General features: G+C 60.2%; 17 protein-coding genes and 4 pseudogenes. 12 read left to right on the top strand and 9 right to left on the bottom strand.

What is annotated here, in order from left to right; genetic code table 11:
* The first annotated feature begins 104 nt into the window (after window positions 1-104).
* The 9 genes from AWU82_RS25265 to AWU82_RS25305 all read left to right on the top strand — a co-directional run bounded on the left by AWU82_RS25265 (window position 105) and on the right by AWU82_RS25305 (window position 11,050).
* Window positions 105-1,052 (top strand): choline ABC transporter substrate-binding protein, encoded by a 948-nt coding sequence (locus AWU82_RS25265; RefSeq protein WP_064382821.1) that lies wholly within the window; start codon window positions 105-107, stop codon window positions 1,050-1,052.
* The gene (locus AWU82_RS25270) at window positions 1,052-1,969 is read left to right on the top strand and encodes an alpha/beta hydrolase (RefSeq protein ID WP_064382822.1); all 918 of its coding nucleotides are present in this window, start codon (window positions 1,052-1,054) and stop codon (window positions 1,967-1,969) included. Before AWU82_RS25265 ends, AWU82_RS25270 begins: the two co-directional genes overlap by 1 nt.
* Window positions 1,970-2,073: 104 nt before the next feature.
* On the top strand, window positions 2,074-3,045 hold the full coding sequence (gene pip, locus AWU82_RS25275; protein WP_007952436.1) for a prolyl aminopeptidase: 972 nt from the start codon (window positions 2,074-2,076) through the stop codon (window positions 3,043-3,045).
* Window positions 3,042-3,479, top strand: a complete 438-nt coding sequence (dtd, locus tag AWU82_RS25280; RefSeq protein ID WP_011332054.1) for a D-aminoacyl-tRNA deacylase — start codon at window positions 3,042-3,044, stop codon at window positions 3,477-3,479. The genes pip and dtd overlap by 4 nt, the downstream gene beginning before the upstream one ends.
* Window positions 3,480-3,800: 321 nt before the next feature.
* Window positions 3,801-5,615, top strand: coding sequence for a glucan biosynthesis protein G (locus AWU82_RS25285; protein WP_011332055.1), 1,815 nt, complete (start codon window positions 3,801-3,803; stop codon window positions 5,613-5,615).
* Window positions 5,608-8,178, top strand: a complete 2,571-nt coding sequence (mdoH, locus tag AWU82_RS25290) for a glucans biosynthesis glucosyltransferase MdoH (RefSeq protein ID WP_064382823.1) — start codon at window positions 5,608-5,610, stop codon at window positions 8,176-8,178. The genes AWU82_RS25285 and mdoH overlap by 8 nt, the downstream gene beginning before the upstream one ends.
* Window positions 8,179-8,424: 246 nt before the next feature.
* Window positions 8,425-9,222 carry a transporter substrate-binding domain-containing protein gene (locus AWU82_RS25295; protein ID WP_011332057.1) on the top strand — a complete coding sequence of 266 codons (798 nt, stop codon included), beginning with the start codon at window positions 8,425-8,427 and terminating at the stop codon, window positions 9,220-9,222.
* Between the two features lie 141 nt (window positions 9,223-9,363).
* The gene (locus AWU82_RS25300; RefSeq protein WP_007952431.1) at window positions 9,364-10,323 is read left to right on the top strand and encodes an amino acid ABC transporter permease; all 960 of its coding nucleotides are present in this window, start codon (window positions 9,364-9,366) and stop codon (window positions 10,321-10,323) included.
* A complete protein-coding gene (locus tag AWU82_RS25305; RefSeq protein ID WP_064382824.1) occupies window positions 10,316-11,050 on the top strand; it encodes an amino acid ABC transporter ATP-binding protein in 735 nt (244 codons plus the stop codon). The genes AWU82_RS25300 and AWU82_RS25305 overlap by 8 nt, the downstream gene beginning before the upstream one ends.
* A gap of 168 nt (window positions 11,051-11,218) precedes the next feature.
* Here the strand turns inward: AWU82_RS25305 and AWU82_RS29615 are convergent, their stop codons facing one another.
* The 6 genes and pseudogenes from AWU82_RS29615 to tatA (AWU82_RS25330) all read right to left on the bottom strand — a co-directional run.
* Window positions 11,219-12,091, bottom strand: coding sequence for a methyl-accepting chemotaxis protein (locus tag AWU82_RS29615; protein WP_371807397.1), 873 nt, complete (start codon window positions 12,089-12,091; stop codon window positions 11,219-11,221).
* A 30-nt stretch (window positions 12,092-12,121) separates the two neighbouring features.
* Window positions 12,122-13,135: pseudogene (locus tag AWU82_RS29620) on the bottom strand (methyl-accepting chemotaxis protein); the annotation flags it as partial.
* Window positions 13,136-13,227: 92 nt separating this feature from the next.
* Window positions 13,228-13,935, bottom strand: coding sequence for a 16S rRNA (uracil(1498)-N(3))-methyltransferase (locus AWU82_RS25315; RefSeq protein WP_064382826.1), 708 nt, complete (start codon window positions 13,933-13,935; stop codon window positions 13,228-13,230).
* Window positions 13,932-14,720 carry a twin-arginine translocase subunit TatC gene (gene tatC, locus AWU82_RS25320; RefSeq protein WP_007952425.1) on the bottom strand — a complete coding sequence of 263 codons (789 nt, stop codon included), beginning with the start codon at window positions 14,718-14,720 and terminating at the stop codon, window positions 13,932-13,934. The genes AWU82_RS25315 and tatC overlap by 4 nt, the downstream gene beginning before the upstream one ends.
* On the bottom strand, window positions 14,717-15,163 hold the full coding sequence (gene tatB / locus AWU82_RS25325) for a Sec-independent protein translocase protein TatB (protein ID WP_084777045.1): 447 nt from the start codon (window positions 15,161-15,163) through the stop codon (window positions 14,717-14,719). The genes tatC and tatB overlap by 4 nt, the downstream gene beginning before the upstream one ends.
* Before the next feature lie 10 nt (window positions 15,164-15,173).
* Window positions 15,174-15,335, bottom strand: a pseudogene (gene tatA, locus AWU82_RS25330) (twin-arginine translocase TatA/TatE family subunit); the annotation flags it as partial.
* 699 nt (window positions 15,336-16,034) lie between these two features.
* On the opposite strand from tatA (AWU82_RS25330), the gene AWU82_RS29660 reads away from it, so the two are divergent.
* From AWU82_RS29660 to AWU82_RS25345, 3 genes and pseudogenes are all read left to right on the top strand, one after another.
* Window positions 16,035-16,208 (top strand): hypothetical protein, encoded by a 174-nt coding sequence (locus AWU82_RS29660; RefSeq protein ID WP_223290705.1) that lies wholly within the window; start codon window positions 16,035-16,037, stop codon window positions 16,206-16,208.
* A 38-nt stretch (window positions 16,209-16,246) separates the two neighbouring features.
* Complete coding sequence (aph(3')-Ia, locus tag AWU82_RS25340; protein WP_000018329.1) at window positions 16,247-17,062, top strand: aminoglycoside O-phosphotransferase APH(3')-Ia; 816 nt, start codon at window positions 16,247-16,249, stop codon at window positions 17,060-17,062.
* 92 nt (window positions 17,063-17,154) lie between these two features.
* A pseudogene (locus AWU82_RS25345) lies at window positions 17,155-17,265 on the top strand (IS5/IS1182 family transposase); the annotation flags it as partial.
* 65 nt (window positions 17,266-17,330) lie between these two features.
* On the opposite strand, the pseudogene tatA (AWU82_RS25350) reads toward AWU82_RS25345, so the two are convergent.
* From tatA (AWU82_RS25350) to hisI, 3 genes and pseudogenes are all read right to left on the bottom strand, one after another.
* Window positions 17,331-17,462: pseudogene (tatA, locus tag AWU82_RS25350) on the bottom strand (twin-arginine translocase TatA/TatE family subunit); the annotation flags it as partial.
* Between the two features lie 25 nt (window positions 17,463-17,487).
* Window positions 17,488-17,820, bottom strand: a complete 333-nt coding sequence (locus AWU82_RS25355; RefSeq protein ID WP_007952422.1) for a phosphoribosyl-ATP diphosphatase — start codon at window positions 17,818-17,820, stop codon at window positions 17,488-17,490.
* Complete coding sequence (gene hisI / locus AWU82_RS25360; RefSeq protein WP_007909357.1) at window positions 17,813-18,214, bottom strand: phosphoribosyl-AMP cyclohydrolase; 402 nt, start codon at window positions 18,212-18,214, stop codon at window positions 17,813-17,815. Before hisI ends, AWU82_RS25355 begins: the two co-directional genes overlap by 8 nt.
* Window positions 18,215-18,291: the final 77 nt, after the last annotated feature.

Raw genomic sequence — 18,291 nt, forward strand, 5'->3', positions numbered from 1 at the left:
GCCACAGTTCGCTTTTCCCGCTCGTCTGCTGCGTAATGTTTCGACCACGGTGCAAGAAGACACCGATCCGAACAATAACCCGCTGCCGCACGAGACGATCCCACATGAAAAGACTGTTCACTCGTTGTGCGTTAATCCTCACCGGCAGTGCGCTGCTCAGCGCCGGTGCCATGGCTTCCGATGATGCTTCCTGCAAAACCGTGCGCATGGGCGTGGTCAACTGGACCGACGTGATCGCCACCAGCGGCATGGCCGACGTGCTGCTCAACGGCCTCGGTTACGAAAGCAAGCAGACCAGCGCCGTGCAGCAAATCATCTTCGCCGGCATCCGCGACAAGCGCCTCGATATCTTTCTCGGTTACTGGAAACCGGCGATGGACAAGAACATCGCGCCGTTCCTCGCCGCCAATCAGGTCAAGGTCATGGACAAGCCCAGCCTGGCCGACGCCCAGGCGACGCTGGCAGTGCCGGATTACGTGGCGGCGGCAGGGCTGAAGACCTTCGGCGACATCGCGAAATTCAAGGATCAGCTCGGTGGCAAGATTTACGGCATCGAGCCCGGCAGCGGCGCCAACACCACGATCAAGACCATGATCGAAACCAACCATTTCGGCCTGAAGGATTTCAAGATCATCGAATCCGGTGAGGCCGGCATGCTTGCGGCCGTGCAGCGGGCGGTTAACCGCAAGGAGTTCGTGGTGTTCGTCGGCTGGACCCCGCACCCGATGAACATCAACATGAAAATCACCTACCTGACCGGCAGTGAAGACGTCTACGGCCCGAACGAAGGCGCCGCCACCGTTTCCACGGTCACCGCGCCGGACTACGCCGAGCGCTGCCCGAATGTCCATCGTCTGCTGGAAAACCTGACCTTCACCGCCGCCCAGGAAAGCCAGTTGATGGTGCCGATCATGGAGCGCAAGACACCGCAGGAAGTGGCGAAGAACTGGCTGCGCGAGCATCCCGAAGACCTGCAACGCTGGCTGACGGGTGTCAGCAGTTTCGATGGCAAGGACGGCGTGGCCACGGTTCAGGCCAGCCTGAAAAACTGATGGGCACTTATCCACTTTCGCCGTCGATGGCGGCGTTCGTCGCCAGAACCGAAAGCTTCGCCAGCGAGGACAGCAGCCTCGGCGGATTGCGCAAATCCTATGACGCCATGTGCCGCGCGTTCACGCCCGAACGGCCGGCGGGTCTAGAGGTGGTGGATTTCCAGTTGAGCGGGGTGGCGGTGCGCTCGTATCGCCCGCCTGTCCGGCCATCGGCCAGTGGCTGGCCGTGCGTGTTGTATCTGCACGGCGGCGGTTGGGTGGTCGGCGGGCTGGATTCCCATGACTTCATCTGTTGCGAGCTGGCGATGGCGCTTGGGGCAATGGTGGTGGCGGTGGACTATCGGCTGGCGCCGGAGCATCCGTTCCCGGCCGGTTTCGAGGATTGCCTGAGTGTCTGGCGCGCGTTGCGCAGCGGGCCGTTCTGGTTCGATCCCGGACGGATGCTGGTAGCGGGCGACAGTGCCGGCGGCAATCTGGCGGCGGCGCTGTGCCTGGCGCTGCGCGATGCCGGCGAGCCGCTGCCGGGTGCGCAGGTCTTGATCTATCCGGGGCTGGGAGGCGACGAGAAGTTACCCTCACGCAGCGAATGCGCCGATGCGCCGTTGCTCGCCAGCAGCGATGTCGATTGTTATCACGCCTTGTACCTGCGCGGCACCGCGAAGCCGAACGCTTATGCGATGCCGTTGCTGGCCGGGGATTTCAGCGGTCTGCCCCCGGCCTGGATCGCCGTGGCGCAGTTCGATCCGCTGCGTGACGACGGCGTGTGCTATGCCGAACGGCTTGACGCAGCGGGCGTCGACGCGGCGCTGTATTACGGCGAAGGGCTGGTTCACGGCTGCCTGCGGGCGCGACATCAGGTCGCCGAGGTCGATCGTCTCTTTGAGAACCTGCTGGGGTTCATGGCTGACAAAATGTGACAGCGCACGGGCATGCTCATTGACGTAAATCGGGTTTATGATGCCGGACGGCAGAATAATAGAAGTCCCCCCAGGGATGACCTCGACCCCTTACGGAGCGCGCAATGCAGACTTTGTTTCCGCAGATCAAACCTCACGCACGGCACGATCTGGCCGTCGATGACACCCATACGCTGTACGTCGACGAAAGCGGTTCACCGGAAGGTTTGCCGGTGGTGTTCATCCACGGAGGTCCCGGCGCCGGGTGCGACGCCCAGAGTCGCCGCTACTTCGATCCGAACCTGTATCGCATCGTCACCTTCGATCAGCGTGGCTGCGGACGCTCCACGCCCCACGCCAGTCTGGAAAACAACACCACCTGGGATCTGGTCGAAGACCTTGAGCGTATTCGTAAACACCTGGGCATCGACAAATGGGTGCTGTTCGGCGGCTCCTGGGGTTCGACCCTGGCGCTGGCCTACGCGCAGACCCATCCGGAGCGCGTACATGGCCTGATCCTGCGCGGGATCTTTCTCTGCCGTCCGCAGGAAATCGAATGGTTCTACCAGGCCGGCGCCAGCCGTCTGTTCCCCGATTACTGGCAGGACTACCTCGCGCCGATTCCGCTGGACGAGCGCGACGACCTGCTCAGCGCGTTCCACAAACGCCTGACCGGCAACGACCAGATCGCCCAGATGCATGCGGCCAAGGCCTGGTCGACCTGGGAAGGGCGCACCGCGACCCTGCGGCCGAATCCGCTGGTGGTCGACCGCTTCTCCGAACCGCAGCGCGCCCTGTCGATCGCGCGGATCGAATGCCACTACTTCACCAACAATGCGTTCCTTGAGCCGAACCAGCTGATCCGCGACATGGGCAAGATCGCCCATCTGCCGGGCGTGATCATCCACGGCCGCTACGACGTGATCTGCCCGCTCGACAACGCCTGGGAACTGCATCAGGCCTGGCCGAACAGCGAGCTGCAGGTGATCCGCGATGCCGGCCACGCTGCGTCCGAACCGGGCATCACCGATGCACTGGTGCGTGCCGCCAGCAAAATGGCCCGTCGTCTGCTCGATCTGCCGCCCGAAGAAGCATGAAGGGTCTGTTGCAGCGCGTGAAAGGCGCGCGGGTCGAAGTGGCGGGCGAGGTGGTTGGCAGTGTCGATCAGGGTTTGCTGGTGCTGGTGGCGGTAGAACCCGACGACACGCCGGCCAGCGCCGACAAACTTCTGCATAAGCTGCTTAACTATCGAGTGTTCAGTGACGCCGAGGGCAAGATGAATCTGTCCCTGGCGGATGTGGGCGGCGGGTTGCTGCTGGTCTCTCAGTTCACCCTCGCCGCCGACACCAAAAGCGGGTTGCGCCCGAGTTTCTCGACCGCCGCTCCTCCGGCGCTGGGCGAAAAATTATTCGACTATCTATTAAGCAGAGCGAAACAGATGCATGGCACAGTGGCATCAGGTAGATTCGGCGCGGATATGCAGGTGCACCTGGTCAACGATGGCCCGGTAACCTTCCTGTTACAGACATGAAAGCGCTTGAAACATCTTTTTAAGGGCTTTTCGACTGAAAACAGGGAATTTTCGCGATAAATACTTTGTTACCCCTGATGCGTTGTCACGCGGGCTACTAGATAATCGCGCGCTACGGGGATCAGCGTTCGTTGGTCCATTTTGACTTAGGTAGAGACTTGTCCGGATCCGATTGGGGAATCATTTTGACCCAGCGGAGTCGGAACAATGCTCGCCAACTTGGCAAGGGTGTCCTGCAAGGTCGGTTTTTTTGTACCGAATTCCTCACAGGCACTTCATCTGGCCGTTGGTTTATTGATCTGTTTTCGGCGAGGGTTGCTCGTGATTGTTAGTCCCTGTAATGCAGCAAAATTGTCTGCCAAACGCTTGCGCAGCGCTCTGGTAGCGGGCTCGGCAGTTCTCTGCCTGCTCAGCGCCGGCCAGCTTTGGGCATTCAATCTTGACGATGTGTCGGCCAAGGCTAAAGAGCTGGCCGGGCAGAAGTTCGAAGCCCCGCGCAGCAACCTGCCAAACGAATTCCGTGAAATGAAATTCGCGGACTATCAGAAGATTCGTTTCCGCACCGAAAAAGCCGAATGGGCCGACCAGAAGACCCCGTTCAAGCTGTCCTTCTATCATCAGGGCATGCACTTCGATACGCCGGTGAAAATCAACGAAATCACCGCGAACACCGTCGAAGAGATCAAATACGATCCGAGCCGTTTCGATTTCGGCGACCTGCAGTTCGATCCGAAGGCCACCGAACAACTGGGCTACGCCGGTTTCCGTGTGCTGTACCCGATCAACAAGGCGGACAAGCAAGACGAAATCATGACCATGCTGGGCGCGAGCTACTTCCGCGTCGTCGGCAAGGGTCACACCTACGGTCTGTCGGCCCGTGGTCTGGCGATCGATACCGCTTTGCCGTCCGGCGAAGAATTCCCGCGTTTTCGCGAGTTCTGGATTCAGCAGCCGAAGCCGGGCGACAAGCACCTGGTGATCTTCGCCCTGCTGGATTCGCCACGTGCGACCGGCGCCTACCGTCTGATCCTGCGTCCGGGCAGCGACACCATCGTCGACGTCAAGGGCCAGATGTACCTGCGTGACAAGGTCGGCAAGCTCGGCATCGCGCCGCTGACCAGCATGTTCCTGTTCGGCGCCAACCAGCCGTCGAAAGTGCTCAACTACCGTCGTGAACTGCACGACTCCAGCGGTCTGTCGATCCATGCCGGCAATGGCGAGTGGATCTGGCGTCCGCTGAACAACCCGAAACACTTGGCTGTCAGCCAGTTCAGCGTCGAGAACCCGCGTGGTTTCGGTCTGCTGCAACGTGGCCGTGACTTCAGCCACTACGAAGACCTCGACGACCGCTACGACAAGCGCCCAAGCGCCTGGATCGAGCCGAAGGGCGATTGGGGCAAGGGCACCGTAGATCTGGTCGAGATCCCGACTGCGGACGAAACCAACGACAACATCGTTGCGTTCTGGAACCCGGAAAAACTGCCGGAGCCTGGCCAGCCGCTGGACTTCGCCTACCGCATGCACTGGACCATCGACGAAGCCGCGCTGCACGCGCCGGACAGCGCCTGGGTCAACCAGACCCTGCGTTCGACCGGTGACGTCAAGCAGTCGAACCTGATCCGTCAGCCGGATGGCAGCGTGGCCTACCTGGTCGATTTCGAAGGCCCGTCCCTGGCGGCCCTGGCCCCGGACGCGGACGTTCGCAGCCAGGTCAGCGTCGGCGACAACGCCGAACTGGTCGAAAACAGCGTGCGCTACAACCCGGAAACCAAAGGCTGGCGCCTGACCCTGCGGATGAAGATCAAGGACCCGAGCAAGTCCACCGAAATGCGCGCTGCCCTGGTTCAGCCAGTGGTGACCGCTGATCTGGCCAAGTCTTCGGTGCCGACGTCCAACTCGTCGGTGGCCAAGGCCGACAAGGTTGCCGCCAAGCAACAAGAGAAAGCCGACAAGGAAGCCAAGGCCGCCGAGGCCAAGCAGGCCGACGCCAAGCCGGTTGCAGATGCCAAGGACAAGGCCAACAAAGACGCCAAGCAGCCAGCCGCTGCGGACGCGGCCCCAGCCACACCGGAATCGGCACCGACTGAAGAAGTCCTGACCGAGACCTGGAGCTATCAGTTGCCTGCCGATGAGTAACTCTCAAGTACAGCCAGAGACTCTGTCCGAGTACCTGGCGCATCTGCCGATGACCGACGAGCAGCGCGCGGAACTCGCGGGCTGCCAGTCCTTCAGCGAATTGCATGAACGCCTGTCGTCCAAGACCTTTGACGCGCCGACCGAAGCCGCCCAGGCTTCGGTCGGCCAGCGCTTGATCCTGAGCACCGCCGAAGAGCTGCAAGACGCGGAAATGCTGGTGCTCGACGCCAGCGGTCGGGTCAGCATGAAGGCCACGCCGCCGATCCGTCGGACCAAGGTCGTGCCGGAGCCGTGGCGCACCAACATTCTGGTGCGTGGCTGGCGCCGCCTGACCGGCCGGACCAACCCGCCGCAACCGCCGAAGGACGCCAACGTGCTGCCGGCGGCGCGCTGGCGCACGGTCGGTTCGATCCGTCGCTACATTCTGCTGGTGCTGATGCTGGGTCAGACCATCGTCGCCGGCTGGTACATGAAAGGCATCATGCCGTACCAGGGCTGGTCGTTCGTCGATCTGGAAGAAGTCCTGCATCAACCGCTGCTGCAAACCGCCACGCAAGTGCTGCCGTATGCGCTGCAGACCAGCATCCTGATCATGTTCGGGATTCTGTTCTGCTGGGTGTCGGCCGGTTTCTGGACCGCGCTGATGGGCTTCCTCGAATTGCTCACAGGTCACGATAAATACCGGATTTCCGGTAAAAGTGCCGGTAACGAGCCGATTCCGAAAGACGCGCGCACCGCACTGGTGATGCCGATCTGCAACGAAGACGTGCCTCGGGTGTTTGCCGGTCTGCGCGCGACGTTCGAGTCGGTCGCCGCTACCGGTGACCTGGACCGTTTCGACTTCTTCGTCCTCAGCGACAGTAACGACACCGACATCTGCGTTGCCGAGCAGCAGGCCTGGCTGGACGTCTGCCGCGAAGCCAAGGGCTTCGGCAAGATCTTCTATCGCCGCCGTCGCCGCCGCGTCAAACGCAAGAGCGGCAACCTCGACGACTTCTGCCGTCGCTGGGGCGGTGACTACAAGTACATGGTCGTGCTCGACGCCGACTCGGTGATGAGTGGCGAGTGCCTGACCAGTCTGGTGCGCCTGATGGAGGCCACGCCGGACGCCGGTATCATCCAGACCGCGCCGCGCGCTTCGGGCATGGACACGCTGTATGCGCGCATGCAGCAGTTCGCCACCCGGGTTTACGGTCCGCTGTTCACGGCCGGTCTGCACTTCTGGCAGCTGGGTGAATCCCACTACTGGGGTCACAACGCGATCATCCGCATGAAGCCGTTCATCGACCACTGCGCCCTGGCGCCGTTGCCGGGCAAGGGTGCGTTCTCCGGTGCGATCCTCTCTCACGACTTCGTTGAAGCGGCGCTGATGCGCCGTGCCGGCTGGGGCGTGTGGATTGCCTACGATCTGCCGGGCAGCTACGAAGAACTGCCGCCGAACCTGCTCGACGAGCTCAAGCGTGACCGTCGCTGGTGCCACGGCAACCTGATGAACTTCCGTCTGTTCCTGGTAAAAGGCATGCACCCGGTGCACCGCGCGGTGTTCCTGACCGGCGTGATGTCTTACCTGTCGGCGCCGCTGTGGTTCTTCTTCCTGGTGCTGTCGACCGCGCTGCTGGCGGTGAACACGCTGATGGAGCCGCAGTACTTCCTCGAACCGCGTCAGCTCTATCCGCTGTGGCCACAATGGCACCCGGACAAGGCGATCGCGCTGTTCTCGACGACCATCGTGCTGCTGTTCCTGCCGAAGCTGTTGAGCATCATCCTGATCTGGGCCAAGGGCGCGAAAGAGTTCGGCGGCAAGTTCAAGGTGACCCTGTCGATGCTGCTGGAGATGCTGTTCTCCATGCTGCTGGCGCCGGTGCGGATGATTTTCCACACCCGTTTCGTTCTGGCCGCGTTCCTCGGCTGGGCCGCGACCTGGAACTCGCCGCAGCGTGACGATGACTCCACGCCATGGAGCGAAGCGGTCAAGCGTCACGGCCCGCAGACCCTGCTGGGCTTCTTCTGGGCGCTGCTGGTGATCTGGCTGAACCCGAGCTTCCTGTGGTGGCTGGTGCCGATCGTCGGTTCGCTGATGCTGTCGATTCCGGTGTCGGTGATTTCCAGCCGTGTGGGCCTGGGCCTGAAGTCCCGTGACGAGAGCCTGTTCCTCATCCCCGAGGAATACAATCCGCCACAGGCGTTGCTGGCCACCGATCAGTACACCCACGAAAACCGCTGGCACGCACTGAATGACGGCTTTATCCGCGCCGTGGTCGATCCACAGCAGAACGCCCTGGCGTGCTCGCTGGCGACCTCGCGTCACGGTCAGGCCGAGCCGATCGAATGGCTGCGTCAGGAACGCGTGCGTCACGCGATCAAGGTCGGCCCGGCCGGGCTGAACAACCATGATCGCCTGCAACTGCTGAGCGATCCGGTGGCCCTGGCCCGTCTGCACGAGCAGGTGTGGGCCGAAGGTCACGCCGAGTGGCTGGACGCCTGGCGGGCTTCGGTGAAAGCCGATCCCCACGCGCCGCTGCTGCCGCTCAAGCCGGTGAGCTTGCAGGCACAACCGGCCTGATGAAGAACCCCGCGAAAGCGGGGTTTTTTTTGCCTGCCGATTAGTGTCGCGGATCACTCGTTCCCACGCTCTGCGTGGGAATGCAGCCCGGGACGCTCTGCGTCCCATCCGGCAGCAACCGATCAAAAAACCTTGTGCAAACGGACGAGTGCGTTAGCATCCGTCCCCGAATTGGCGCACCCGGACAATCTTGTCCATTTCTGTCGGTTTTCGCGCCGCAAACGCAATGGTTTTGGGGACTTGAAGATGAAGAAGTATCTGTCGATGCTGCTGGTCGGCGTCACGGCACTGGTTGCAGTCAATGCGGCGCAGGCCGGCGCAATCGACGACGCGGTCAAGCGCGGCTCGTTGAAAGTCGGCATGGATCCGACCTACATGCCATTCGAAATGACCAACAAGCGTGGCGAAATCATCGGTTTCGAAGTCGACATCCTCAAAGCCATGACCAAGGCCATGGGCGTCAAGCTGGAGCTGGTCTCCACCGGTTACGACGGGATCATCCCGGCGCTGATGACCGACAAGTTCGACATGATCGGCAGCGGCATGACCCTGACCCAGGAACGCAACCTGCGCCTGAATTTCAGCGAACCGTTCATCGTGGTCGGCCAGACTCTGCTGATCCGTAAAGAGCTGGAAGGCACCATCAAGTCCTATAAAGACCTGAACACCGCCGACTACCGCATCACCTCCAAGCTCGGCACCACCGGCGAGATGGTCGCCAAAAAGCTGATCTCCAAAGCCAAGTACCACGGCTACGACAACGAGCAGGAAGCCGTGCTCGACGTGGTCAACGGCAAGGCTGACGCCTTCATCTACGACGCGCCGTACAACGTCGTTGCCGTGAACAAGGTCGGCGCCGGCAAACTGGTGTTCCTCGACAAGCCGTTCACCTACGAGCCACTGGCCTTCGGCCTGAAGAAGGGTGACTACGACAGCCTCAACTTCATCAACAACTTCCTGCACCAGATCCACGAAGACGGCACCTACGATCGCATCCATGACAAGTGGTTCAAGAGCACCGAGTGGCTCAAGGACATGGAATAACACCCGCTCGCCGATCGTTCCCACGCTCTGCGTGGGAATGCCGCCCGGGACGCTCCGCGTCCCTTCGCAAGCGTGACGCAGAGCGTCACAGGATGCATTCCCACGCAGAGCATGGGAACGAGCGACTCAGAGAAACATTCAATGAAACAGAAAAAAGCCCAATGGCCCTGGCACGTCCTGACCGTGCTGGTGCTGGTCGGCCTGGCCGGCGCGCTGTATTACGCCACGTCGCTGATGTCCTACGAATGGCGCTGGAACCGCGTGCCGCAGTACTTCGCCTATCAGGCCGAGGAAACCCAGCGCGCGACCGACATTTCCACCGTCAGCGAACTGGTGCGCAAGGGCGGCAGCGCGCAGGTCACCCTGCGCAACGATGCCGGTGACGAGCAGCACCTGACCGTCGACGAAAACAGCCTGCAATTCGCTCAGGGCGACGATGTGGCCGAAGGCGACGTCGTGGGCGTGACCCGGCATTGGGCGGCGGGCCCGCTGTTGTGGGGCCTGTGGACCACGCTTTGGCTGTCGGTGGTGTCCGGCGTGCTGGGTCTGCTGATCGGTCTGGCGACCGGGCTGTGCCGGCTGTCGAGCAACCCGACCCTGCGCGACCTGTCGACGATCTATGTCGAACTGGTGCGCGGCACGCCGCTGCTGGTGCAGATCTTCATTTTCTATTTCTTCATCGGCACGGTAATGAACCTGTCCCGGGAGTTTGCCGGGATCGCCGCGCTGTCGCTGTTCACCGGCGCCTACGTGGCGGAAATCATCCGTTCCGGTGTGCAGTCGATTGCCCGTGGTCAGAACGAAGCGGCGCGTTCGCTGGGTCTGAGTGCTGGCCAGTCGATGCGTCATGTGGTGCTGCCGCAGGCGTTCAAGCGCGTGCTGCCGCCGCTGGCCGGGCAGTTCATCAGTCTGGTCAAAGACACTTCGCTGGTGTCAGTGATCGCCATCACCGAGCTGCTGAAAAGCGGCCGTGAAGTCATCACCACCTCGTTCTCGCCGTTCGAGATCCTGTTCTGCGTCGCCGGCCTGTACCTGTTGATCAACCTGCCGCTGTCGAAAATCGCCAGCCGGCTTGAGCGGAGGCTCGCGCAAAGTGATTGAAGTCCGCGATCTGGTAAAAGTCTTCGACACCCGTGGGCAAGTGGTGCGCGCGGTGGATAACGTCAGCACGTCCGTGGCCAAGGGCGAAGTGCTGGTGGTGATCGGCCCGTCCGGTTCCGGCAAGTCGACCTTCCTGCGTTGCCTCAACGGTCTGGAAGAATTCGATTCCGGCTCGGTGAGCATCGACGGCCTGCAACTGGCCGATCCGAAAACCGACGTCAACGCCTACCGCCGCGAAGTCGGTATGGTGTTCCAGCATTTCAATCTGTTCCCGCACATGACCGTGCTGGAGAACCTGTGCCTGGCACAGAAAGTCGTGCGCAAGCGCGGCCAGAAGGAAAGCGAGGCCAAGGCCCTGGCGTTGCTGGAGAAGGTCGGCATCGCCCAGAAGGCCCGCGAGTACCCGTCGCGCCTGTCCGGCGGTCAGCAACAGCGGGTGGCGATTGCCCGGGCGCTGGCGATGGACCCCAAAGTAATGCTGTTCGACGAACCGACCTCGGCCCTCGACCCGGAAATGGTCGGTGAAGTGCTGGACGTGATGAAAAACCTGGCTGTGGAAGGCATGACCATGGTCTGCGTGACCCACGAAATGGGCTTCGCCCGGGAAGTGGCGGATCGGGTGCTGTTCTTCGATCACGGCAAACTGTTGGAAGACTCCTCGCCGTCAGAGTTCTTCGATGCACCGAAGGATCCGCGAGCCCAGGCGTTCCTGCGGCAAGTCCTCTAAACGCAGGGCAAAAAAAACGCAGCCATTGGCTGCGTTTTTTTATCACTGATCGTTCCCACGCTCTGCGTGGGAATGCCGCCCAGGACGCTCTGCGTCCCTTCGCAAGCGTGACGCGGAGCGTCACAGGATGCATTCCCACGCGGAGCGTGGGAACGATCGGGCGTCCACTTACACCTTGAACCGGCCCACCAGTGTTTGCAGGTGAGTGCCCAAACGCGCCAGCTCGACGCTGGAGGCCGCCGTCTCTTCACTGGCCGCCGAGGTCTGGTCCGAGACATCCCGCACGTTCAGCACGCTGCGGTTGATCTCTTCGGCCACGGCGCTCTGCTGCTCGGCCGCTGCGGCGATCTGCTGGTTCATCGCCTGAATCGCCGAAACGGTGCGGGTGATGCTTTCCAGCGAACCACCGGCACGCCGGGTCAGCTCGACGCTGCTGTCGGTCAGGGTGCGGCTGTTGTCCATGATCGTCGCGACTTGCTGGGTGCCGTTCTGCAGGCCGACGATCAGTTCTTCGATCTCTTCCGTGGACTTCTGAGTGCGCTGGGCCAGGCTGCGGACTTCGTCGGCAACCACCGCAAAGCCACGTCCGGCTTCACCGGCACGGGCGGCCTCGATGGCGGCGTTTAGGGCCAGCAGGTTGGTTTGTTGGGCTACGGACTTGATCACGTCGAGCACGCTGCCGATCTTGTCGCTTTCGCGCTTGAGCTCGCCCATGGCCTCGGTGGAATGGCCGACTTCAGCGGCCAGACGTTCGATCTGGGCAATGGCTTCGCCAACCACCTTGTCGCCTTCACGGGCCTGCTGGTCAGCAGCGACCGCGGCTTCCGAAGCTTCCTCGGCGTTGCGCGCGACTTCCTGCACGGTGGCGGCCATTTCGTTCATGGCGGTCGCGACCTGGTCGGTTTCGACTTTCTGATTGTTCACCCCGGCGCTGGTCTGCTCGGTCACCGCGGACAACTCTTCGGCGGCGCTGGCGATCTGGGTCACGCCGTCGCTGATGCCGCCGATCAATTCGCGCAGGCCCTGGGTCATGCTCTGCATCGAACGCTGCAGCTGACCGAGTTCGTCACGGCGCAGGGACACCAGATTGTGGGTCAGGTCACCGGCGGCCACGCGTTCGGCGACTTTCAGGGTCTGCTCCAGCGGAATGATGATCTGTCGGGTGATCGCCCAGGCCGCGAGCAGACCGAAGGCCAGGGCCAGCAGGGTGGCGATCATCAGCATGTTTTTGGCGTGCGCGGCATCGGTGTCGCGGACGATGGTCTGGGACACCGTGAGCTTCTTGCTGACGTCGAGCAGGATGTCGCCTTGAGCCGACATGCGAGCCAGCGCCTTGGCGTTGTTCACCTGGGAGTCGCGGAACTGGCTGACGGCGGCGCGGTAAGCCTTCAGCGATTCGGTGGCCTGCTGCAGGTTGGCGATGTGTTGCTCGGGCAGTTTGCTCGGCAGGCTTTCCAGATTGTTCAGAGCCGCGGCGATGGCATCCAGCGCCGGTTGTTCGGCTTCGGCCTTGCCGCTGTAGGTGTAGCCGCGCACCTGATAGCGCGCCTGCTGCAGCAGTTTGCTCAGCTCGATCACGCTGTTGAATTGCGCAACGCTGTCGCCTTGCAGCAGGGATTTCTCGACTTCGCTGACCTTGGCCACGGCGTTATCGGCGCTGGCGCCGAGTTTGCTGCGGGCGTCTTCACGCTGCACGGTGGCCTGGGTCATGTCGCCAAAGGCGCGTTTGTACTCGGCGACCGCCGCCAGTTGCTGGTCGATCATGGCCACGTCGGACGGTTGCTCGATCATGCCGCGCGCGCTTTGCAGGCCGCTGTCGAGCTTGCCGAGCAGGTCGTTGACCGCGCCAGGGCCCTGTTCGCCACGGCGGGCTTCATAGTCCAGGCGTGCCAGGCGCAGGTCTTTGGTCAGCTCGTTGAGGCTGGAGATGAACCCGAGCTTGTCACCCCGGCTGATGATCCCGCTCATGCCGGTCCAGCCGGTGAAGGTGATCAACAGGGTCAGCAGCAGCACCAGGCCGAAACCGATTCCAAGCTTACGTTTGACGCTGACGTTTCCAAGACTCTCGGCTAACCAACGGTACATGCGACGACTCCCCTCGGACCACTAATTGGACTTATGGAGAGGGTATCGGCCGGATGATGGCAATCTGTAACGCCTTTTGTCTGGCGAAGCGCTCAGAACAGCCGGGCCAGCAGCGCGGTGACGGCGGTTTCGACCCGCAGGATTCGCTCGCCCAGTTGCACCGGTTGCAGCCCGGCCTTGGCCAGCAGATCGATTTCGTAGGGAATCCAGCCACCCTCGGGGCCGATGGCCAGGGTCACCGGTTCGTTCAGGGCGCGGGGGCAGGGCGGGAAATTGCCCGGATGACCGACAAGGCCGAGGGTGCCGTCGGTGATGGCTGGCAGGCGATCTTCGACGAACGGCTTGAAGCGCTTCTCGATGATGATTTCCGGCAGCACGGTATCGCGGGCCTGTTCGAGGCCGAGGATCAGTTGTTCGCGGATCGCGTCAGGTTCGAGGAACGGCGTCTGCCAGAAGCTTTTCTCGACCCGGTAGCTGTTGACCAGAATCACCTTCGACACGCCCATGGTCGCCACGGTCTGGAACACCCGGCGCAGCATCTTCGGGCGGGGCAGGGCGAGTACCAGGGTCAGCGGCAGTTTGGCCGGTGGCGGTTGATCGAGGGTGACCCGAAGCTCAGCTTCACCCGCGTCCAGGCGCAGCAGCTCGGCCGAGCCCATCAACCCGCCGATCCGCCCGACCCGCAGGCTGTCGCCGACTTCCGAACGGTGGACTTCCTGCATGTGGGTCAGGCGCCGATCACGCAGCACGACGCGGTCGGCCGCAATGAAGTCGGCCTCTTCGAGCAGCAGCAGGTTCATGGCTGAGTCGCTGGCGGCTGGTCGTTGTGATCGTCGGCGGTTTCTTCCGGGCGCTCGCGTTTGCTGACTAGGCTGCCGAAGAGGATGCCGACTTCGAACAGCATCCACATCGGCACGGCCAGCAGGGTCTGGGAGAAGATGTCCGGCGGGGTCAGGATCATGCCGACCACGAAGCAGCCGATGATCACGTACGGACGGATCTTCTTCAGGTATTTGACGTCGACCACGCCGATCCACACCAGCAGCACCACGGCCACCGGGATTTCGAACGCCACGCCGAAAGCGAAGAACAGCGTCATGACGAAATCGAGGTAACTGGTGATGTCGGTCATCATTTCCACGCCGGCCGGGGTGGCCGAGGCGAAGAACTTGAAGATCAGCGGGAACACGAAGAAGTAGGCGAACGCCATGCCGGTGTAGAACAGCAGGATGCTGGAGATCAGCAACGGCACCGCGACACGCTTCTCGTGCTTGTACAGGCCCGGTGCGATGAAGCCCCAGATCTGATGCAGGATCACCGGAATCGCCAGGAACAGCGAGACCATCATCGTCAGCTTCAGCGGCGTCAGGAACGGCGACGACACGTCAGTGGCGATCATTGTCGCGCCCGCCGGCAGGTATTCGCGCAGCGGCGTCGAAACGAAGGTGTAGATCTGCTGGGTAAAGGCAAACAGCCCGGCGAAGATGATGAAGATCGCCGCCACGCAACGCAGCAGGCGGGTGCGCAACTCGGTGAGGTGCGAAACCAGCGGCATGTGCTGGTCGTTTTCGGGGAGATCGCTCATGGGGCTCGCGGCGGCAATGTTGGGTCGTGAGGCGCTGGTGTGGTCGGCGCGGCGGTTGGAGCTACATGTTCAACCGTCGTGGCTGCGACAGCAGGTGCAGAATCGGTTGGCGCTACGACAGGTGCTGGTGGCGTCGCGGCGGCAGGCGCATGAATCGTCTGCTCACCCACGTGCTCGACCGGCGTCGGCTCCTGCTGAACCGGCGTGAAAATCTTCCGCGCCTCCTGTTCCAGCGACAGGATGTGCTCGTTGTGCAGTTGCCGACGGATTTCGTCGGCACCGATTTCACGCTCAACTTCCTGTTTGATCGCGTTGAAGCTGCGCTTCAGCCGTCCGACCCACAGGCCGGCGGTGCGTGCAGCGCCCGGCAGACGCTCGGGGCCCAGCACCAGCAGGGCGACGAGGCCGACGAGCAGCAGTTCAGAGAAGCTGATACCAAACATTAGTCAGTGCTCACACGTCTTTGCGGATCGGCTCTTCGACTTTCTGCGCCTGCACGTCGATGGTGTGCGGCGGGTTGGCCTGAGCAGTGGCTTGCGGCTGCACCGGCGGTACCGGTTGCGCAGGCGTGACGGTCGGGTCGGCCGGTTTTTCGTCGTCGTTCATGGCCTGTCTCTTATACACATCTCAACCATCATCGATGAATTGCTTCGTTAATACAGATGTAGGTGTTCCACAGGGTAGCCAGCAGCATCCTGCGATGCAGATCCGGATGCCATTTCATTACCTCTTTCTCCGCACCCGACATAGATCCGAAGATCAGCAGTTCAACCTGTTGATAGTACGTACTAAGCTCTCATGTTTCACGTACTAAGCTCTCATGTTTAACGTACTAAGCTCTCATGTTTAACGAACTAAACCCTCATGGCTAACGTACTAAGCTCTCATGGCTAACGTACTAAGCTCTCATGTTTCACGTACTAAGCTCTCATGTTTGAACAATAAAATTAATATAAATCAGCAACTTAAATAGCCTCTAAGGTTTTAAGTTTTATAAGAAAAAAAAGAATATATAAGGCTTTTAAAGCTTTTAAGGTTTAACGGTTGTGGACAACAAGCCAGGGATCTGCCATTTCATTACCTCTTTCTCCGCACCCGACATAGATCCGGAACATAATGGTGCAGGGCGCTGACTTCCGCGTTTCCAGACTTTACGAAACACGGAAACCGAAGACCATTCATGTTGTTGCTCAGGTCGCAGACGTTTTGCAGCAGCAGTCGCTTCACGTTCGCTCGCGTATCGGTGATTCATTCTGCTAACCAGTAAGGCAACCCCGCCAGCCTAGCCGGGTCCTCAACGACAGGAGCACGATCATGCGCACCCGTGGCCAGGACCCAACGCTGCCCGAGATGCGCCGCGTGCGGCTGCTGGAGATGGCGGACGCGATGGATATGTTCTGCCAAGGGTTGGTTTGCGCATTCACAGGGTGTCTCAAAATCTCTGATGTTACATTGCACAAGATAAAAATATATCATCATGAACAATAAAACTGTCTGCTTACATAAACAGTAATACAAGGGGTGTTATGAGCCATATTCAACGGGAAACGTCTTGCTCGAGGCCGCGATTAAATTCCAACATGGATGCTGATTTATATGGGTATAAATGGGCTCGCGATAATGTCGGGCAATCAGGTGCGACAATCTATCGATTGTATGGGAAGCCCGATGCGCCAGAGTTGTTTCTGAAACATGGCAAAGGTAGCGTTGCCAATGATGTTACAGATGAGATGGTCAGACTAAACTGGCTGACGGAATTTATGCCTCTTCCGACCATCAAGCATTTTATCCGTACTCCTGATGATGCATGGTTACTCACCACTGCGATCCCCGGAAAAACAGCATTCCAGGTATTAGAAGAATATCCTGATTCAGGTGAAAATATTGTTGATGCGCTGGCAGTGTTCCTGCGCCGGTTGCATTCGATTCCTGTTTGTAATTGTCCTTTTAACAGCGATCGCGTATTTCGTCTCGCTCAGGCGCAATCACGAATGAATAACGGTTTGGTTGATGCGAGTGATTTTGATGACGAGCGTAATGGCTGGCCTGTTGAACAAGTCTGGAAAGAAATGCATAAACTTTTGCCATTCTCACCGGATTCAGTCGTCACTCATGGTGATTTCTCACTTGATAACCTTATTTTTGACGAGGGGAAATTAATAGGTTGTATTGATGTTGGACGAGTCGGAATCGCAGACCGATACCAGGATCTTGCCATCCTATGGAACTGCCTCGGTGAGTTTTCTCCTTCATTACAGAAACGGCTTTTTCAAAAATATGGTATTGATAATCCTGATATGAATAAATTGCAGTTTCATTTGATGCTCGATGAGTTTTTCTAATCAGAATTGGTTAATTGGTTGTAACACTGGCAGAGCATTACGCTGACTTGACGGGACGGCGGCTTTGTTGAATAAATCGAACTTTTGCTGAGTTGAAGGATCAGATCACGCATCTTCCCGACAACGCAGACCGTTCCGTGGCAAAGCAAAAGTTCAAAATCACCAACTGGTCCACCTACAACAAAGCTCTCATCAACCGTGGCGGGGATCCTCTAGAGTCGACCTGCAGGCATGCAAGCTTCAGGGTTGAGATGTGTATAAGAGACAGGTTCATGGCTTTGCGAAAGCCCTTGATCGACTCGCCAACGTCGGTGCCGAGGTTCTTCAGTTTCTTGGTGCCGAACACCAGTACCACGACCACCAGGATGACGATCCAGTGTTTCCAGTCAAAAATGCCCATGTTGCTGTTCCTCTCTTGAAGTTGTTCAGGCGGACGGACGCGAGGCTTTCTCGACGTGTCCGGACAGGCCGAAGCGGCGATCCAGCTCATCCAGCACTGCCTGCGGATGCTGCCCCAGCTGGGCAAGCATGACCATGCTGTGGAACCACAGGTCGGCGGTCTCGTAGATCACGTCGCTGCAGTCGCCGCTGACGGCGGCGTCCTTGGCGGCAATGATCGTTTCGACCGATTCTTCGCCGACCTTCTCCAGAATCTTGTTCAGACCCTTGTGATACAGGCTGGCGACATACGAGCTGTCGGCGGCTGCGCCTTTGCGCTCCTCAAGTACCTGAGCAAGGCGAGTCAGGGTGTCACTCATGTTTGTGTCCTGCGGAATAGATGGCGTGCGGGTCTTTCAGGACCGGGTCGACCGTTTTCCAGTCGCCGTTTTCGAAGACGCGGTAGAAGCAGCTTTGACGGCCGGTATGGCAAGCAATGTCGCCGATCTGCTCGACCATCAGGATGATGACGTCGGCGTCGCAGTCCAGACGCATTTCATGCAGCGTCTGTACGTGGCCGGACTCTTCGCCCTTGCGCCACAGCTTGCCACGGGAACGTGACCAATAGATGGCACGGTTTTCCGCCGCGGTCAGCTCCAGGGCTTCGCGGTTCATCCAGGCCATCATCAATACGCGTCCGGTCTTGTGATCCTGGGCAATCGCCGGCACCAGGCCATCGGCGTCCCACTTGATCTCGTCCAGCCAGTTTTTCATCTTCGACTCCGACAGCGAACCCACACTTCAATAGTCGGGTTCAGGCGTTGAAACAGTGTGCCAGCCGATCACGGAAC

This window comes from Pseudomonas glycinae (assembly GCF_001594225.2).
Classification (GTDB): domain Bacteria; phylum Pseudomonadota; class Gammaproteobacteria; order Pseudomonadales; family Pseudomonadaceae; genus Aquipseudomonas; species Aquipseudomonas glycinae.

What these genes read in the sequence shown, in the direction of transcription:
- AWU82_RS25355 (WP_007952422.1), bottom strand. Translation starts at nt 17,820, where the DNA reads ATGAGTGACACCCTGACTCGCCTTGCTCAGGTACTTGAGGAGCGCAAA.
- tatC (WP_007952425.1), bottom strand. Translation starts at nt 14,720, where the DNA reads ATGAGCGATCTCCCCGAAAACGACCAGCACATGCCGCTGGTTTCGCAC.
- AWU82_RS25295 (WP_011332057.1), top strand. Translation starts at nt 8,425, where the DNA reads ATGAAGAAGTATCTGTCGATGCTGCTGGTCGGCGTCACGGCACTGGTT.
- AWU82_RS25265 (WP_064382821.1), top strand. Translation starts at nt 105, where the DNA reads ATGAAAAGACTGTTCACTCGTTGTGCGTTAATCCTCACCGGCAGTGCG.
- AWU82_RS29660 (WP_223290705.1), top strand. Translation starts at nt 16,035, where the DNA reads ATGCGCACCCGTGGCCAGGACCCAACGCTGCCCGAGATGCGCCGCGTG.
- AWU82_RS29615 (WP_371807397.1), bottom strand. Translation starts at nt 12,091, where the DNA reads ATGCAGAGCATGACCCAGGGCCTGCGCGAATTGATCGGCGGCATCAGC.
- pip (WP_007952436.1), top strand. Translation starts at nt 2,074, where the DNA reads ATGCAGACTTTGTTTCCGCAGATCAAACCTCACGCACGGCACGATCTG.
- mdoH (WP_064382823.1), top strand. Translation starts at nt 5,608, where the DNA reads ATGAGTAACTCTCAAGTACAGCCAGAGACTCTGTCCGAGTACCTGGCG.
- AWU82_RS25270 (WP_064382822.1), top strand. Translation starts at nt 1,052, where the DNA reads ATGGGCACTTATCCACTTTCGCCGTCGATGGCGGCGTTCGTCGCCAGA.
- AWU82_RS25315 (WP_064382826.1), bottom strand. Translation starts at nt 13,935, where the DNA reads ATGAACCTGCTGCTGCTCGAAGAGGCCGACTTCATTGCGGCCGACCGC.
- AWU82_RS25300 (WP_007952431.1), top strand. Translation starts at nt 9,364, where the DNA reads ATGAAACAGAAAAAAGCCCAATGGCCCTGGCACGTCCTGACCGTGCTG.
- dtd (WP_011332054.1), top strand. Translation starts at nt 3,042, where the DNA reads ATGAAGGGTCTGTTGCAGCGCGTGAAAGGCGCGCGGGTCGAAGTGGCG.
- hisI (WP_007909357.1), bottom strand. Translation starts at nt 18,214, where the DNA reads ATGAAAAACTGGCTGGACGAGATCAAGTGGGACGCCGATGGCCTGGTG.
- tatB (WP_084777045.1), bottom strand. Translation starts at nt 15,163, where the DNA reads ATGTTTGGTATCAGCTTCTCTGAACTGCTGCTCGTCGGCCTCGTCGCC.